This window comes from Peribacillus sp. FSL H8-0477 (genome assembly GCF_038002765.1).
GTDB lineage: Bacteria > Bacillota > Bacilli > Bacillales > DSM-1321 > Peribacillus.
Genome location: NZ_JBBODE010000002.1, coordinates 111665 through 128056, shown reverse-complemented (window position 1 = coordinate 128056; position 16392 = coordinate 111665). Strand labels below are relative to the sequence as shown.

General features: G+C 40.0%; 15 protein-coding genes. 2 read left to right on the top strand and 13 right to left on the bottom strand.

All coding sequences use genetic code 11. The annotated features are described in order from the left end of the window. Positions 1-399: 399 nt before the first annotated feature. Positions 400-3516: an MMPL family transporter gene (locus MHI18_RS12480; protein WP_340847836.1), complete on the bottom strand. Its 3117-nt coding sequence runs from the start codon at positions 3514-3516 to the stop codon at positions 400-402. Continuing rightward, positions 3513-3980 (bottom strand): MarR family winged helix-turn-helix transcriptional regulator, encoded by a 468-nt coding sequence (locus tag MHI18_RS12475; RefSeq protein ID WP_340847834.1) that lies wholly within the window; start codon positions 3978-3980, stop codon positions 3513-3515. The genes MHI18_RS12480 and MHI18_RS12475 overlap by 4 nt, the downstream gene beginning before the upstream one ends. 186 nt (positions 3981-4166) lie before the next feature. On the opposite strand from MHI18_RS12475, the gene MHI18_RS12470 reads away from it, so the two are divergent. Next, a complete protein-coding gene (locus MHI18_RS12470; RefSeq protein WP_340847832.1) occupies positions 4167-4643 on the top strand; it encodes a YtxH domain-containing protein in 477 nt (158 codons plus the stop codon). Positions 4644-4836: 193 nt separating this feature from the next. On the opposite strand, the gene MHI18_RS12465 is transcribed toward MHI18_RS12470, so the two are convergent. The 7 genes from MHI18_RS12465 to MHI18_RS12435 form a co-directional block, all read right to left on the bottom strand. After that, entirely contained in the window at positions 4837-5742 is a 906-nt protein-coding gene (locus tag MHI18_RS12465) for a foldase protein PrsA (RefSeq protein ID WP_340847831.1), read from the bottom strand. Between the two features lie 494 nt (positions 5743-6236). Further along, on the bottom strand, positions 6237-7310 hold the full coding sequence (locus MHI18_RS12460; RefSeq protein WP_340847829.1) for an ABC transporter substrate-binding protein: 1074 nt from the start codon (positions 7308-7310) through the stop codon (positions 6237-6239). Next, entirely contained in the window at positions 7307-8110 is an 804-nt protein-coding gene (locus MHI18_RS12455) for an ABC transporter permease (protein ID WP_340847828.1), read from the bottom strand. The genes MHI18_RS12460 and MHI18_RS12455 overlap by 4 nt, the downstream gene beginning before the upstream one ends. A 1-nt stretch (position 8111) precedes the next feature. After that, on the bottom strand, positions 8112-8915 hold the full coding sequence (locus tag MHI18_RS12450) for an ABC transporter permease (RefSeq protein WP_340850279.1): 804 nt from the start codon (positions 8913-8915) through the stop codon (positions 8112-8114). Then, the gene (locus tag MHI18_RS12445; protein ID WP_340847827.1) at positions 8905-10014 is read right to left on the bottom strand and encodes an ABC transporter ATP-binding protein; all 1110 of its coding nucleotides are present in this window, start codon (positions 10012-10014) and stop codon (positions 8905-8907) included. The genes MHI18_RS12450 and MHI18_RS12445 overlap by 11 nt, the downstream gene beginning before the upstream one ends. A gap of 66 nt (positions 10015-10080) precedes the next feature. Beyond that, a complete protein-coding gene (locus MHI18_RS12440; RefSeq protein ID WP_340847826.1) occupies positions 10081-10623 on the bottom strand; it encodes a helix-turn-helix domain-containing protein in 543 nt (180 codons plus the stop codon). A 211-nt stretch (positions 10624-10834) separates the two neighbouring features. After that, positions 10835-11902: a nitric oxide synthase oxygenase gene (locus MHI18_RS12435; RefSeq protein ID WP_340847825.1), complete on the bottom strand. Its 1068-nt coding sequence runs from the start codon at positions 11900-11902 to the stop codon at positions 10835-10837. Between the two features lie 208 nt (positions 11903-12110). On the opposite strand from MHI18_RS12435, the gene MHI18_RS12430 reads away from it, so the two are divergent. Beyond that, a complete protein-coding gene (locus tag MHI18_RS12430) occupies positions 12111-12740 on the top strand; it encodes a nitroreductase family protein (protein WP_340847824.1) in 630 nt (209 codons plus the stop codon). A 36-nt stretch (positions 12741-12776) separates the two neighbouring features. On the opposite strand, the gene MHI18_RS12425 is transcribed toward MHI18_RS12430, so the two are convergent. The 4 genes from MHI18_RS12425 to MHI18_RS12410 all read right to left on the bottom strand — a co-directional run bounded on the left by MHI18_RS12425 (position 12777) and on the right by MHI18_RS12410 (position 16316). Beyond that, on the bottom strand, positions 12777-13337 hold the full coding sequence (locus MHI18_RS12425; protein ID WP_340847823.1) for a histidine phosphatase family protein: 561 nt from the start codon (positions 13335-13337) through the stop codon (positions 12777-12779). Positions 13338-13527: 190 nt separating this feature from the next. Next, positions 13528-14313 (bottom strand): ABC transporter ATP-binding protein, encoded by a 786-nt coding sequence (locus MHI18_RS12420; RefSeq protein ID WP_340847822.1) that lies wholly within the window; start codon positions 14311-14313, stop codon positions 13528-13530. 15 nt (positions 14314-14328) lie between these two features. Next, positions 14329-15339, bottom strand: a complete 1011-nt coding sequence (locus MHI18_RS12415) for a FecCD family ABC transporter permease (RefSeq protein WP_340847821.1) — start codon at positions 15337-15339, stop codon at positions 14329-14331. Next, positions 15336-16316 carry a FecCD family ABC transporter permease gene (locus MHI18_RS12410; protein ID WP_340847820.1) on the bottom strand — a complete coding sequence of 327 codons (981 nt, stop codon included), beginning with the start codon at positions 16314-16316 and terminating at the stop codon, positions 15336-15338. Before MHI18_RS12410 ends, MHI18_RS12415 begins: the two co-directional genes overlap by 4 nt. Positions 16317-16392 lie beyond the last annotated feature (76 nt).

Below are 16392 nucleotides of genomic sequence, written 5' to 3'. Positions count from 1 at the left end.
ATGATATACATTTCTACCTTAACGGTCAATGGGTATTCCATGATTTGCTAAGAAAGACCTATTCCTTACCTCAGGTTTATTCATCCTTAGCATTAAAGCCCATAATTCATTCATCTATGAGGGAACCGATCCTTATAGATTCTATTTATAACCCCCTTTAACCACACATACAGCTCACTTTTTTGACTAATTGTGAATCAGGTATTATTCATGATCATCCACGCGCACTCCTATGTTTACTTTGTCTTTTTCCCTGTTAATTAATAAGGAGAAATCCCTATTCACCTCTTTTGAATCCTTTTTCACAAACATGACTAAAGACACCCTATTATTCATTCAAGAGTCTATCTATAAACGAAAAAGGCTGTCGAGTTTCGACAGCCTGAATTCATTATTTCTCTACCGTTTATGATTCACAAACGGCCACCAGTTGGCTCTGCCAAATAAGTTAGCCATCACAGGGATAAAGAGAGGCAGAATAAGAAGTGCATATAAAACGAGACCAATCAGAATTAAGGTCGCAATCTGCAGTAATGATAGCACGCCTGCAGGCATCATAGCAGCGAACGTTCCGCCAAGGATAATGGCTGCTGAGATAATGACCGTTCCCATCTTCCGCATAGCGAGCAGCATGGCTTCTCTTACTGGCTGTTCTTTAAATTCATTAAAGCGATCCATTAGGAAGATGCTGTAATCAATTCCTAACGCGATAAGAATGACGAAAGCAAAAAATGGTACTGCCCAGCCGATTCCATCATAACCGAGTAGATCAACATATATTAATTCTGTGATAGAGGCCGCTGTATAGTATGTCAAAATTAATGATAAAATCAAGTAAATCGGCATGACCAATGAGCGCAGCATCAGAAACAAAATAATGGCAATACCTGACAGCATTAAAAGGACTGTACGTGAAAAATCAGCGTCCGATAGATTCCCTAGGTCATGGTACGTACTCGTTGTCCCGCCAATTGCTACTTCGGCATGTTCAAGCTTAGTATCCAATGTTGCTTGTTTAATCGCGGCTTCGAGTTCATCAATTTTATTAATCGCATCATTTGAATACGGATTGTTCTTAAAAATCACATCGAGCGTCATGATTTTATGATCTCCAGGCAGATAGGTGTCCAAAACCTGTGCAAAATCATCACTTTCTAAAAGTTCTTTTGGAATATGAACCCCTGCTATACTATCTTCAACCGCTGCAAGACCAGATAAGTAGCTTTCGGTTGAATTCAAACCATCATGCACTTGATCAAGCCCTTTAGAGCTTTTCGTCAATCCATTTGATAGTTCATTCATTTGACCATCAAGACCGGAAAAACCAGATAAAAGCTTCTGCTGTCCATTATTAATGCTATCGAGCCCTCCTTCGAACGAAGATAGGTTACCGATAATCTGATTTTGACCATTAGCTGCTGCATTTAAACCTGTTTGCAATTCACTAACGCCGGTAATCAACTTTTCAATCCCATCAGCCAATTTCGGTTGACCGCTTGCAATAGCTGCTAAGTGTTTATTGGCTGTACCAAGCCCTCCTTGTATAACAGCCAGGTTTTTATTCAACTCCTTCATTCCAGCTGCTACTGGAACCAATCCGGATTCAACCCCTTGAACAGTTTGTTTAATCGTTTGGTAGTTACCATCAGTTAACAGATTCGGATTACTGTTTTCGAGGCCCTTAAAAGCTGAATCTAACCTGCTGAGTGACTTAGCCATCGTGGTTAGATTACTCTGAATCCCATCGTATTCTTTTCTAATCGTTCCTAAGCCTGAAGCTGCTTCACGGTACCCCTTTGCTAATTGAGTTGTTCCTGCAGCCAACTCACGGAGATTCGTATTTATTTCCTTAAGACCTTTATTAATTTCTCTAGAGCCCATTGAGCCGTCACGTATTCCCTGCTCGATTTTCCCTAAACCTGTTTGAACCTGACCGACGCCGCCTTTCAACTCATCAGTGCCCTTTATCAGGCTGTCAATACCACCCGTTGCTTGCTTAAGCTGCGGACTCGATTTCGATAGTTCACTTCCTGCTGTCTTAAGACCATTGCTGATTTCTTCAATTCCTTCATTTCCTTTGCCGATTCCCTCCCCTAGCGTTGCCGCTTGATTAGGAACAAATAATTCCTTGATTGGCTCACCTGTAGGTCTGGTTACTGAACGTACAGTATCTACACCATCCACTTTACTCAATGACTCACTGATTTTTTCAGCCAAGCCAATATATTCTTCAGAATTCATTTTCTCATCATTATCAATGACAATTTGAGTGGGCATCGATTGACCAGGCCCGAAACTTTCTGCAATGATATTGAAAGCCATAATGGACGGGACATCATCGCCTGCCTCCTCTAGAGAGTTATAAGAAACCTCTCCATCATAAGTCAACAAAAAAGGAACGCAGATGACTGCGACAAACGTTAAGGCAATGACTGGTCGATTGAGCGCAAAGGTACCGAGAAATCCCCAGAAACGACTTTCCTTATGTTCGAGCTTTCCTTTAGACGGCCAAAACAGCTTCATACCGAACACAGCCATAAAGAACGGGACCACTGTATAAAGCGCTAATAAGAGGAATGCAACACCGATTGCTACGGCTGCTGCCGATTGATACAATTTAAATGTGGAAAAACCAATCGCTGCAAACCCGATCATAACAGCTAGGCCGCTATAGAATACGGTTTTTCCGCCAGTACGATAGGTTTCTACAATGGCTTCTAAAATGGATTCTTGCTTTGATAGTTCTTCCTTATAACGGCTTAAAAGTAAGATACAATAATCCGTCCCAATTCCAAATAACACAGCAACTAAGAAGATTTGCGTATAAGAGGATATGGGAAAATCAAAACGATCGACTAAGAACGCTACCACTGACTGAGAAGCTAAGTAGCTGAAGCCCACGGTAATCAGCGGAATAATAGGCGTAACCACTGAGCGGAATACCAACAGGAGCACGACAAGAATAAATACAACCGTTATTCCCTCTGTTTTCTTTAACCCCTCCTGCGAGTTTGTGTTCAAGTCTTCAGAAATGATCCAGTCGCCTGTATAGTAATGTTCCACTTTATTATCTTCAATCCTGTCGTATAGAGCTGCTAACACTTGCTTTGGTTCACGATCTTTCATATTCATAGTCAGGGAAACCAACACGGTTTTTCCGTCTTTTGAAACCAGCTGATCTTTTAAGGCAGGCTCATTAAAGTGAGTTGTAATTCCTGCAATTCCTAACTTGGTTTGATCCTTTTCAAGCGCTTGTATCCCCTGCTCAATTTCCAACATATCAGTATCAGATAATTTCTTTTCGCTTGTGAAGACAAGCGCTGCTGAAGAGTCCCCTTCTTTCTGAATGTCATTCAGCAAATCAGCAGCTAGAGAAGAGGAATAGCCCTCGGGAACATCAAGATTCCCCTTTTCACGGACTAAATCAGCCATCCCTGGGGCCGTAAGCAGTAATCCAGCGACAATGACAATCCAAGCAAGTAAAATGACCCATTTTCCTTTTACGATTCCCCTCATTCTAATTCCTCCTGTTGATTTTGTTTTAGATCCACCAGTATCTCTGAAAGTTTTTCGTAAGTGGTGATAAAGGCTGATATCTCATCTTCATTAAATTCGGTTATAAAGTTTTCTAACAGCAGATGAATCCTCGTTTCTGTTTCCGTAAATAATTTCTGCCCCTTCTCCGAAAGAGTCAGATAGACCACCCTTCGATCATCCTCATTTCGGACCCGGTTTATTAACCCTTTATCCTTAAGACGAGAAATAATTGCCGTAATGGCACTTTTATTAACAAAAAAAGCTTCAGCAAGATTGGAAGATGTACACGTTCCCTGCTCCTGTATGTACCTCAGCATATAGAATTGGCCATTTGTCAAAGCGTCTGATAATTGATCCTTAATCAGCGACTCAGCCATCCTATTTACAATAAAAGACACCTTTGTATAGCGATGAATTAACTCAGTAACTTGATCTTTGTTCAAACCTGTTCACGCCCTTCATTTAGTTCACGTCGTTAACTATTAACATAGTAAACTATAATATGGTAAAACCTTACTGTCAAATTTAGGTATATTTTCTTTTTTATTGTTTTACTGATCGACGTTTGAAAAGTGGAGAAAACGGGCAAAAACAATTATATAAAGTAAATCTATTGAGGAGGAATGATTATGTCAAAACAAATGACTACAGATAATGAAAGCAGCAGCAAGTTAATAAAAGGGATTATTATCGGAGGTATAGTTGGCGGAGCTTTGATGCTTCTTGATTCAACGACTCGTAGAAAAGTCACTGAAACAGCAGTGGATTTGAAAGATTCATCAGTCGATATGTTCACACAAGTCAAAGAAAACCCAACTGAACTTAAAGACCAAATGGTTGATCGCTTTAAAGCAGCTTCAGAAACCTTGAAAGAAGCAATTAGTGATGCTCAAGATTTATATGCTACAGTCAACGAGAATATTTTTGGTAAAGTAAACGAAGTAAAAGAAATTTCTACAGAAGCCCTATCCAGCGCAAAAGAAGTAACCGGAGAACTCAAAGGCCTTACTAGTAAAGTAGCTGAAGCTGGTTCACAACTAACTGAAACTGCACAAACAAATGACGCTAACACAAGCACCTATGAACCCTCTTCTTCAAAATTATAATAGTTGAAAAGTAATTAACCTCCACGGATTGAAGAGAAAGGTACCTTTCTCTTCAATTTTGTCTGTTCATTCTTCCAGATCCTCTGACAAAAGAACAGAATTGTTTCACGTGGAACTTTATCCCACTAAAATAAAGTAGGCAGTAACAAAAAAAACGGTTTAACTTGGTTTACACCAAATTAAACCGTTTTTCTTATTCTGTTTCACTTTCAAGACTATTATAAATATCATAATCCTTTTGCTTCTCTGTCAGCCAAGTTGTATATTCAGTCTGTAGTTTTTCATTTTTTAATGTCGCAGTAATTTCCGTTTTGCTATCCTTAAGATTAGCCTTTTTAGCTGCTTTTTTATCTGTTACTTTGATTATATGATAGCCATAACTCGTTTTGACTGGATCACTGATTTTTCCTTTATCAAGAGAAAAAGCAACCTTTTCAAATTCCTCAGCCATTTCTCCTTTACCGAAAAAGCCGAGTTCCCCACCATTCTCTACACTGGCGGTATCTGTGGAGTATTCCTTAGCAAGGTCAGCAAACTTTTCCCCAGCCGCTAACTTCTTAGCTATATCTTTAGCTTCCACTTTACTCTCTACAAGAATATGGGAAGCTTTTACTTGTTCTTCTTGAGCAAAGGAGTCCTTATTTTCTTCAAAGTAGGTATTTATTTCTTCATCTGTAATTTCAATACGCGGTTCAAGTATTTTGACTGTCTGCAGATATTTCACTATGTCTTTTTCAAGGGTACTCTTAGTCGCACCTGTTGCCGCTAATTGCTGTTCAAAGGTCTCTTCATCACCATAAGATTCAATCAACGTTTTCATTTCTTTATCGATTTCCTTATCCGTTATCTTAATATCTTCCTTCTTTGCTTCCATATCAACGATTTTATCGGAAATCATGGTACTTAATGCAGTTGCACCATATTGATTAACTAAGTTCTCATATAACTCGTCTTTCGAAATTTCTTCCCCATCTATTGTAGCTACTGCCTTTCCTTTTGCACTGCTCGTATATGTGATTAACAAAAAGATAAGCGCTCCTACTACAAGAATACCTGCAATCCAAAAATACGTACTGGGCTGTTTCCAACTGTTCTTCATTAATTTATTCACGTCCCTCTTTTCAATTAACCTAATCTTACTCCCTAATTATGAATAAACTATGAACAGGCAGTGAAAGAACCATGAAGTAAGTTCACAAAAAAAACGCCGTCCAAATTAAGGACGGCGTTCAGACTGTAGACATACTCAGGTGAGATTTAAAATCGAGATGTTGATTTCCATTCCAGTCGCTTCGCTTTCCGCGGGCGGGCGGTGAGCCGCATCAATACTTACGCTCCTGCGGGGTCTCACCTGTCCCGCTGTTCCCGCAGGAGTCTTCACGCCTTACATTTCAATCAACAGACTTTCTAAATTTAAAGGTCAAGACCTATTTTTTTGAGGTAATAAGGAGTATTTTCGAAAACCAACTTGAAATGTTAACACTAGACCAGCTTGTTCCCGCTCAAAAAATCCAAATGAGTTTAGAATGAAACCATTCCAGCCCCCTTTTGTCGACAAACTGAACGCCGTCCAAATTAAGGACGGCGTTCTTCTTATTTCGTATGCATTTTAAAGCGTAAAAATAATTCATTATAGTAAGCAAGATTTTTTTTACCTAAGTTCTCATAAACCTCGAGTCTTTCAGTTAGCTCTGGCGCAGGATAAAAGCGCTCATCGTTCACAATTTCTTTTGGCAAGTAGTTCAGTGCCTCTTTATTAGGTGTTGCATAGCTGACGTATTCTGTATTTTGAGCGGCAACTTCTGCATCCAGCATAAAGTTAATAAATTGATGAGCTGCTTCGACATTTTTGGCTGTTTTCGGAATGACCATATTGTCAAACCATAAATTTGATCCCTCTTTTGGGACGACAAATTCGAGATCTTCGTTTTCTGCCATGATTTCGGAAGCTACCCCGGACCACACTAGCCCGATTGATGCTTCTTCATTTTCAAGCAGCATTCTGCTTTCATCACCCACAATTGCTTTTACATTGGGCATTAATGTGTCGAGTTTTTTCTTCGCTTCATTCAAATGATCTTGATTCAAATCATTCAATGAATAGCCTAAGCTATTAAGCCCCATTCCCATTACTTCCCTTGCACCGTCAACTAGCAGGATTTCATTTTTCAAACGTGGATCCCATAAGTCAGACCAGCTGTTAATCTCGATATCACCAAGCATTTTCGAATTATAAACAATCCCGACGGTTCCCCAAAAATAAGGAATTGAATACTTATTTTTTGGATCAAACGGAAGGTCCATAAATCGATCGTCAATATTATTTAGATTTGACAATTTTTCGTGGTCAAGCGGAAGAAGCAGATCTTCTTGAATCATTTTATCAATCATATATTCAGATGGAACAGCTACATCATAAGCGGTTCCTCCTTGTTCAATTTTGGTCATCATCGCTTCGTTTGAATCAAAGGTTTCATAGACTACTGTAATGCCTGCTTCCTTTTCAAATTGCTCAATTAAATCGGCGTCAATATAATCTCCCCAATTATAAATGGTCAACTTGTTCTTGCTTGAATAGCCCTGAGACGAATTTAAGCTTGAAATGACAAATAAAAGCACAATAGATACGATTAGAATAGGTACGAACGCTTGGAGAAGCTTCTTCATTTTTTGCCCCCCATTCCGCTTTTACTATATTGTTTTGTAATAAAGTAATAGCCAATAACCAGAAAGATCGTAGCAATAAAGATTAAAGTAGATAAAGCATTAATATTCAAGGAAACTCCACGACGAGCTAACGAATAAATTTCTACAGACAATGTTGAAAAGCCATTACCCGTAACAAAGAACGTCACGGCAAAATCATCTAACGAATAGGTTAATGCCATAAAAAATCCAGCGAAAATACCTGGAGTAATATACGGAAGGATAACTTTTGTCAGTACATTCCAGCGACTTGCCCCCAAATCATAAGCTGCATCTAGCAAACTTGGGCTCATTTCCATAAGTTTCGGCAGTACCATCAGAACTACAATCGGCACACTAAAAGCAATATGCGAAAGTAAAACTGAGTAGAAACCTAGCTTAACGCCAGCCATAGTGAATAAAATTAAAAAAGAAGCACCAATGATTACATCAGGACTGACGATTAACACACTGTTTAAAGAAAGCAGGGTGTTTTTGGACCGTCTCCCTTTAACTGACTTAATGGCTATGGCCCCTAACACTCCAATAATGGTAGAAATGAGTGCAGATAGCAAAGCAACCACTACGGTATTCAAAACAATAATCAATAAGCGTGTATCAGAGAACAGCTCTCGATACCAGTCAAGCGTAAAGCTCTCAAAACTGTACATCGTACCGCCGCTGTTAAACGAGTAAAATACTAAAAAGAAAATCGGTGCGTACAAGATGAGAAACACAAGTACAAGGAAGAATGTCGACAACGGAGTTAATTTCTTTTTCAACTTACATACCCCGCTTTCTGCTGCCAGTTAGGGCAACAAACACAAACATAATAATAATTAAGAAAACAGCAATGGTTGAGCCCATTCCCCAGTCTTGCGTAACAAGGAACTGTTGTTCAATGGCTGTTCCCAGCGTAATGACCCGATTACCTGATATTAATCTTGTCAGCATGAACAAAGACAACGCTGGGATAAAGACAACCTGACAGCCTGAACGAACACCATCTAATGTTAAAGGGAAAATAACTCTACGGAAAGTTGTCCAAGCAGAAGCTCCAAGATCGTTGGCTGCGTCTAGTAAAGTTGGACTCATTTCATCCAATGCATTAAAGATTGGTAAAATCATAAACGGAATAAAGATATAGACCGAAACAAAAATAAAACTAAAATCAGTGAATAAAATTTGCTTTGAGCCAATCCCAAGTACCTCAAGTAAGCTGTTCGCTGTACCATATGTACCGAAAATGCCAAGAAAAGCATAGGCTTTTAGCAGAAGGTTTATCCAAGAAGGAACAATGATTAAAAGCAGCCATAACTGCTTGTGTTTTGTTTTAGTTAACAAGAAAGCTGTTGGATACGAAATTAATAATGTAAAGGCTGTAATTAAAAACGCATACCAAAAGGAGCTTAATGTCATTTTCAAATAAACGGGTGTGAAGAAGTTTATATAGTTTGTAAGTGATAAATTACCCTCAATGTCAAAAAACGAATAATAAAGCACGAGCACAATAGGTGCAACCACGAAAATTAAAATCCAGAGAGCATAAGGGATGGCATAGAGATTGTGTGACAGTTTATTCTTCATGCCCGACACCATCTCCATAAGCTTCAAGTCGTTTATCGAATTCTTCTTCAGTTTCGCCAAAACGCATAACGTGAATCGCTTCTGAATCAAAGTATAATCCGATTTCGTCACCTACAGTTGCCTTTTTAGTTGAATGAACAAGCCACTCATTTCCATCTTTATCATAACTGCTGATCTCATAATGAACCCCCCGGAACAACTGGGAATCAACTCTAACTTGCAGTTTACCGCGTTCACGTGTAGAGATTTCAAGATCTTCTGGACGAATAACAATTTCCACCGGTTCATTTGGATTAAGCCCCTGATCGACACAGTCAAATTGTTTTCCGACAAACTCAACAAGATGGTCAGCCACCATTTTTCCTTTTACAATGTTTGATTCACCAATAAAATCAGCAACAAAACGATTAATTGGCTCATCATAGATATCCGTCGGCGTTCCGCTTTGCTGAATTTTACCGCGGTTAATAACAAAAATCTCATCTGACATGGCTAATGCTTCTTCTTGGTCATGAGTAACAAATATAAAGGTAATACCAAGGCGCTGTTGCAATTCACGAAGTTCATACTGCATTTCGGTACGCAGCTTTAAATCAAGCGCCGATAATGGTTCATCTAGAAGAATAACTTCTGGCTCATTAATGATGGCACGAGCGATAGCAACACGCTGACGCTGTCCACCGGACATTTCACGAATCTCTCTATTCTCATATCCCTCAAGGTTAACAAATGCCAGCGCTTCATGAACTTTTTTGGCTACTTCTTCTTTTTTCGTTTTTTTAATGCGCAGTCCAAATGCAACATTTTCAAAAACATTTAAGTGCGGAAACAAGGCGTAATCCTGAAAAACTGTGTTAACTTGACGCTTATTCGCAGGCACGTTATTAATCACATTTCCATTAAAATAGATCTCTCCCTGCGTAGCCTCAGTGAATCCAGCAATTAACCGCAGGATAGTTGTTTTTCCACAACCTGATGGCCCAAGCAGTGTATAGAACTTGCCGCGTTCAATTTCGAAGCTGACATCATCTAACACGGGTGAATCTTGATCGTACTGTTTTGTTACACCCTCAAATCGAATAATTACTTGGTCTGACATTGCGACCTCTCCCTTTTACAGTGTGAAACCTTCGCTTCCTCACTATTTAATGTTCCCAAATACCTTTCAAAGGTATGAATTTGTTACCACCAGCAATAATTCCGAAAGACCATCATGATCGTTCACAATTTGATGCTCTTCTGATGCATGAAAGTAGATAGATTCTCCTGCTTTTGCTTGGTAAACATGTCTTCCAAGCCGAACTAGAATTCGTCCTGTTAACACATACCCAAATGTTTCAGAAAGTGAAGGTTCAAAGGTTTTATGTTCTCCCTTTTCTTTCAGTGTCAGTCGAATAGGTTCCATCTCTTTTTCATTAGATTCCGGAACGAGCCACTGAATTTGGTATCCGCGTTCTTCGTCTTGATAAAAGGTTTGCTCAGCTTCGTCATACACCACTTTTTGTTTTCGTTCTTCCTCATCGAAAAACTGTTTTGGTGTACAGCCAAGAACTTCTATTATTGTAAAGAAGGTTTCTATAGACGGTGAACTGAGGTCCCGTTCAATTTGTGATATATATCCTTTACTTAAATCGGTGCGTTCACCTAGTTCTTCTTGTGTTAGACCCTTTTTTAAACGTAAGTTTTTAATTTTCCGACCAATATTCATACTATTACCTTCATTCAGTTTAAGTATAGTAAACTTACGAGCAATAAAGTTCACTATTGGTAAACTTTAAGTTTAATTTTAACCAAGCTAATTATACAGGTTTTATGATAAACTGCAATATTTTTTTTCAAGAAAGATTTTCTTCTATTTTTTATGAAATACCCGAACGCAAAACCCCCTTTTCTTTCAACAGAAAAGGGGGTTACTTACTTTACTCATAAGGCAGCTTTTGATAGGTATATGCGGGTTGAACCCGTTTATTATCATAGGATTTATGGAAAATGTGTGTGGCTGCGGGTGAGACCGGTGGTATTAACCATGTCCAATCTCCTGTAACGTCTCTAACAGCAGCTGCTTCTTGTTTCTCGAACAGCTTAAATTGCTGCGCTGCAGTATGATGATCGACGATACTAACGCCTGCCTCTTTATAGGAATATAATACAGCTTGATTCAATTCAATTAGGGCACGATCTTTCCATAGCGACGAATTTCTTTGAATATCAAGTCCCATTCTCTTTCCTACTGCTGGTAGCATGTTATAGCGGTCTTCATCTGCTAGATTACGTGCTCCAATTTCTGTTCCCATATACCAGCCGTTAAATGGTGCCGCAGCATAAGAGATTCCTCCTATTTCAAGAGCCATACTCGAAATAATCGGAACGGCATACCATTTCAAATGAAGTTCTTCAAACCAGTCAAATTCCGGATGACGCAATGGGACCTCCATAATCATTTCATTTGGTAAGTCAAAGTACTCCGGAGGATAGCCGTTCATTTCTATGACAAGGGGAAGCAGATCATATGAACCGCCTTCTCCTTTCCAGCCAAGTTTTTCACATGTTTTTGTAAAATGGATCGAATCCGGATCACCAATCGTACCTTCTTCCGTTTCATAACCCGCATAACGAATCAACTGATGATTCCAAATCCTTACCTGTTTTTCATTGAAGATGGATATCACTGGTTTAATTCTCCCCTGATTCGTTGCAAAACGAATATGAGTAAAAAGAGCTTCCTTTACCTCTTCAATGGTCATTAAGTCCCTTTGATCAAAAACATGTAAAGACTCCCAAAATAATCTGCCAATACAACGATTACTGTTACGCCAAGCCATTCTCGCACCATATTTCAATTCCTCAAAAGTATGTTTGTACTCACCCGTTTTTTCTATTGAAAGGCGAACGTCATTCAGACGCCGTTTTATTTCAGTTTCTGTTTTATTCATTTCTATATAACTCGTACGAATAAATAATTCCGCTTCATGAAGCAACTCCTGCATATTCTTTGCCTCCTTCGTGACTTAGCTGCACGACCTAACTCATTCTCGGTTTTCTCTTCCTAATTTACCATATTCCTTACCCAGCCCCTAAAATCGTGCCTAACGAAGCCTTATAACACGCACCAATCTTTTTTCTTGACCAAACGAGTACATAAGGAGTATTCTATAAATCCGCTTACTTAAAGTAAGCGTACGAGGAGGAAATATAATGACTATGCCCACAGATCAAACTTTATCCACCATTATTAAAGAACGTCACTCTGTTAGAAAATATGATCCATCATATAAAATGTCAAAAGAAGAATTGGAAGAGATCTTGAATGAAGCCATTCTTGCCCCATCCTCAAGTAATCTTCAGCCTTGGCGCTTCCTTGTTATTTCTGATCAGGAAGTTAAAAAAGAGTTACGACCGATAGCCAATAACCAAGAAGCCGTTGAAACATCTTCTGCTGTTATTGCCGTGCTGGGTGATACAGAAATGTTCAAAAATGTTGATAAAATCTATAGCATGAATGTTGAAGCTGGTTTCATGGATGAAGGAACACGCGATCGTATTGTTCAAAATACGTTGAACTCATACCCCCTTGCTCCTAAAACAGCTTTAGAGAGTATTGCTTCTTTTGATGCAGGTCTTATCTCCATGCAGCTGATGCTTATTGCCCGCTCAAGGGGCTATGATACCGTGACTATGGGCGGGTTTAATAAGCAGCAATTTAGTGAAAAATTCAATGTAGAAGAACGTTATGTTCCGATTGTATTGATTGCGATTGGCAAGTCAGCAGGACCCTCTTTCCAATCTTCCCGCCTGCCATTGAACGAAGTAGCTAAATTTATCTAACCCAAACACCCCTCGCATTATGCGAGGGGTGTTATTTTAGCTTGGTGTCCAAATTCTTTTAATTCCAATCAAATCCTTTTCCTCAAAGGTCAACTGATATATATCCGGCATGTCAAGCTTTCTCCAAAAATGAAAATCATAACGCGGATCGTAGGCACTCATGATTAGGATCATGATATTCCCGTGAGTACCAATTACAATCCTTTTTCCCTTATACTGTTCAAGTACGTGGTGAATTCCTAGTATACCCCTCTGCCTTGCGGTAAGATTTGACTCACCACCACCCCAAAAAAATTCCTCGTCAGACCAAACCTTTCTAAGAGCATCTTCAAAATTCTCCAACGGTTCTTCTGAAAGCTTTCTTTCCCGAAAAGCAGGCTGCAGCACAACCTCTTTCCTGATATGGCTTGCAATTCCCTCTACGGTTTGAATCGCACGTTTATAGGGACTCGATACAACTATATCAATCTGCTCCTTGTTCATCGCATAACTGACCTGACTAGCATCCTTAAACCCTTCTTCTGACAAAGGCCGATTCACTTCATCTAGGCTGTATACAGAATGGGCATGTCTAACTAAATAAATCGTCGTTACCATGAGACCCCCCCACTTCTCTTAATCAATCGATTGATTAAAATCCATATAGGCTTGATATAGAGCCATTTATGACCGTCTTTAACCCCTAGTAAGCCGAATATTCCAAGTAAATAGTACTGACCCATTTTTTCTTAATCAATCGATTGATTAAATATCATTAAGCCTGTCCCATCAGGCTTCCGCCTCACGTTTATTTAATTAAATCATAAGAAATCATTGCGGGTTTTCCTGTACGCGGATCCGTTATAATCTCTGTATCAATAGTAAAGACTTCTTTAAGTACCTCTGCATTCATCACTTGTTCAGCTGTTCCCTCTTTGATGACTTTCCCTTGTTTCAGAGCAACCAGATGGTGTGCAAACCGTGCAGCGTGATTCAAATCGTGAATAACCATAACGATTGTTCGTCCCTCTTCTTTATTCAACTTTTCTAATAACGTCAGAACCTCAAGCTGGTGAGCAGGATCTAAATAGGTTGTCGGTTCATCAAGCATCAGCAAATTCGTTTCTTGAGCGATAGCCATTGCAATCCAAGCCCTTTGACGCTGGCCCCCTGACAGCGTATCTACTGGCTGGTGCTGAATCGAACTCAATCCTGTTACCCTAAGTGCCCACTCAATCATTTCACAATCATGCGTCGTTAACCGTGAAAACCCTGACTGATAAGGGGTACGGCCATAAGAAATCAACTCATATATTGACAGTCCTTCTGGAGCATCAGGAGATTGTGGCAAAATAGCCATTTTCTTCGCTATTTCTTTGGAAGGCGTTTTATGAATCAGTTTTCCGTCTAAATAAACTGCCCCGGATTGGCTTGGCTGCAGCCGGGCCATCGTTTTTAAAATAGTAGATTTCCCACAGCCATTCGGACCGATAATCGCAGTAATCTCTCCGGGTGAAAACCTGAGATTCAAACGATCGACGATTACTTCATTATCATATGCAATCGTTAACTCCTCGGCAAATAAGTTTGTCATGATGACTCTCCAATCTTATTTTGTTTTCAATAATAGATAGATAAAATAGGGTGTGCTGATAATAGAAACAACAATCCCCGCTGGAATCTCGACAGGTGCTAATACATTTCTGCCAACGGTCTCGGCTGTCAGTAAAATAACCGCGCCGATCAATACAGCTGCTGGAATCAGTGTTAGATGCTTTGGACCCGTAAGTCTTCGTGCAATATGAGGAGCAATTAACCCTAAGAAAGCAATCCCTCCGCCTGCTGAGACGCCAAGACCTGCAAGGGCAACGGCAAGGATAAGTAAATAGAGACGTTCCCTGTTTGTCCGAATGCCAAGTCCATTGGCTACCTGAGTTCCCAAATTTAAAACGTTTAGGGTATGGGCCTTGTAAAGAGCATAAGGAATAAGAAGTAAAAACCAAGGCAATAAAGCATAAACATATGTCCATTGGTTCGCCCATAAATCGCCTGATATCCAAACCATTGCTTTCGTGAAATCAAGCGGATCTAGTCTTAATTGCAGTGCCACCAATATGGCGCTTAAACCTGCATTTATCCCGACTCCTACTAAAACTAAGCGAATCGATTTAAAGCCGCCCTTCCACGCGATTGCCACGATCAGCCCTGCGGTCAACAGAGCACCTAAGAATGCGCACAGCGGTAAAATAAACGTATGAGCCATGGATAAACTACCGGTTGATGTTTTAAAAAAAGTTATATATAAGACGACAGCAAGACCAGCTCCTGAGTTAATCCCAAGAATTCCAGGGTCTGCTAACTCATTACGGGTAATGCCCTGCAAAATGGTTCCAGAGACCGCCATAAACGCACCAACGAGTATGGCTAAGATCACTGTAGGCATACGAAGATCAAATAAGACCAGTTTTTGTTTAGGCGTGCCATTTCCTAGAAACGTTTGTAAGACTTCTCCAGGTGAGATAGAAATAATGCCAAAGTTTAAACTTGCGAGTACCGCTAGTATGAGAAGTACGACTAGCAGCGACATCTTCCAAATAATATGTTTAGGCACCCGCTTCATGATGATCGACTCCCTTCGTTTCTTACTAAGTATAAGAAAAATGGGACACCAATTGCCGCAGTTACGATGCCTACCGTCGTTTCATAGGGAGGATTAATTAATCGAGCACCAACATCCGCTGTAACAAGAAGTACACTACCGAGTAAAGCAGATACAGGAAGGAGCAGTCGATAGTCCGAGCCAACCAGCATCCGGCTGATATGTGGAATAACTAGCCCAATAAAACCAATCGCTCCAGAAACAGCAACTGAACTGCCCGTCAACAACAGCACGGCTAGAACGCCAAGAATCCTTACAATATGGAGATTAATTCCGAGTCCTTTCGTAACATCTACTCCGAGTCCAAGCAAAGTAAGCGACCTTGCAAGTAAGGTGACAATGACTACGCCAACCACTCCGGCTGCACTTAGTATCTTCAATGAACTCCAGGTGATATAGGCAAGCCCGCCTGCATACCAGAAACTCATATCCTTGGCTACATTAAAATAGAGTCCTAGGCTTGATGTAAGCGAACTAAGAAACATACCAATTGCTATTCCGGCTAAAGCTAGTTTAACAGGAGTAATCCCACCCTTTGCACGGGCGGTCAGCGAGAAAATAAACAGCACAGTTAATCCCGCTCCAGCCATTGCAGCAGCTGTAGTCCCTGCTAGTGAAAGCTTTGGAAAAAAAACGAGCGTGAGGACTAGAGCAAACGCGGCACCATGTGACACGCCTAGTAAAGACGGCTCTGCCAGCGGGTTTCGAGTTAAAGCTTGCATAATTGCCCCTGATAAAGCAAGAAATGCACCAATCAGAGCTGCCCCTAGCGCTCGTGGAAAGCGAATATCCCTCACAATTTGATGAGCTGTTATTTCTGGATTATAAGTAAAAATGGCTTGAATGATGGTTTCAATTTGAAAAGTTTTAGTACCAAGCCTTAGGGATAAAGCCATTGCTGCGATTAAACCAATCATGCCAAGTAATAATATCCACATAGTTCTGTTTGTTTTACTACTCGGTCTTACATTTGTTTTGCCTGTAATTTTCAAAGTTCTTCAACCTTCCTGCCAT

Excerpts from the sequence above, each read along its gene's own strand:
- MHI18_RS12480 (WP_340847836.1), bottom strand. The coding sequence starts at position 3,516 with ATGAGGGGAATCGTAAAAGGAAAATGGGTCATTTTACTTGCTTGGATT.
- MHI18_RS12470 (WP_340847832.1), top strand. The coding sequence starts at position 4,167 with ATGTCAAAACAAATGACTACAGATAATGAAAGCAGCAGCAAGTTAATA.
- MHI18_RS12465 (WP_340847831.1), bottom strand. The coding sequence starts at position 5,742 with ATGAAGAACAGTTGGAAACAGCCCAGTACGTATTTTTGGATTGCAGGT.
- MHI18_RS12460 (WP_340847829.1), bottom strand. The coding sequence starts at position 7,310 with ATGAAGAAGCTTCTCCAAGCGTTCGTACCTATTCTAATCGTATCTATT.
- MHI18_RS12450 (WP_340850279.1), bottom strand. The coding sequence starts at position 8,915 with ATGAAGAATAAACTGTCACACAATCTCTATGCCATCCCTTATGCTCTC.
- MHI18_RS12445 (WP_340847827.1), bottom strand. The coding sequence starts at position 10,014 with ATGTCAGACCAAGTAATTATTCGATTTGAGGGTGTAACAAAACAGTAC.
- MHI18_RS12440 (WP_340847826.1), bottom strand. The coding sequence starts at position 10,623 with ATGAATATTGGTCGGAAAATTAAAAACTTACGTTTAAAAAAGGGTCTA.
- MHI18_RS12435 (WP_340847825.1), bottom strand. The coding sequence starts at position 11,902 with ATGCAGGAGTTGCTTCATGAAGCGGAATTATTTATTCGTACGAGTTAT.
- MHI18_RS12430 (WP_340847824.1), top strand. The coding sequence starts at position 12,111 with ATGACTATGCCCACAGATCAAACTTTATCCACCATTATTAAAGAACGT.
- MHI18_RS12425 (WP_340847823.1), bottom strand. The coding sequence starts at position 13,337 with ATGGTAACGACGATTTATTTAGTTAGACATGCCCATTCTGTATACAGC.
- MHI18_RS12420 (WP_340847822.1), bottom strand. The coding sequence starts at position 14,313 with ATGACAAACTTATTTGCCGAGGAGTTAACGATTGCATATGATAATGAA.
- MHI18_RS12415 (WP_340847821.1), bottom strand. The coding sequence starts at position 15,339 with ATGAAGCGGGTGCCTAAACATATTATTTGGAAGATGTCGCTGCTAGTC.
- MHI18_RS12410 (WP_340847820.1), bottom strand. The coding sequence starts at position 16,316 with ATGTGGATATTATTACTTGGCATGATTGGTTTAATCGCAGCAATGGCT.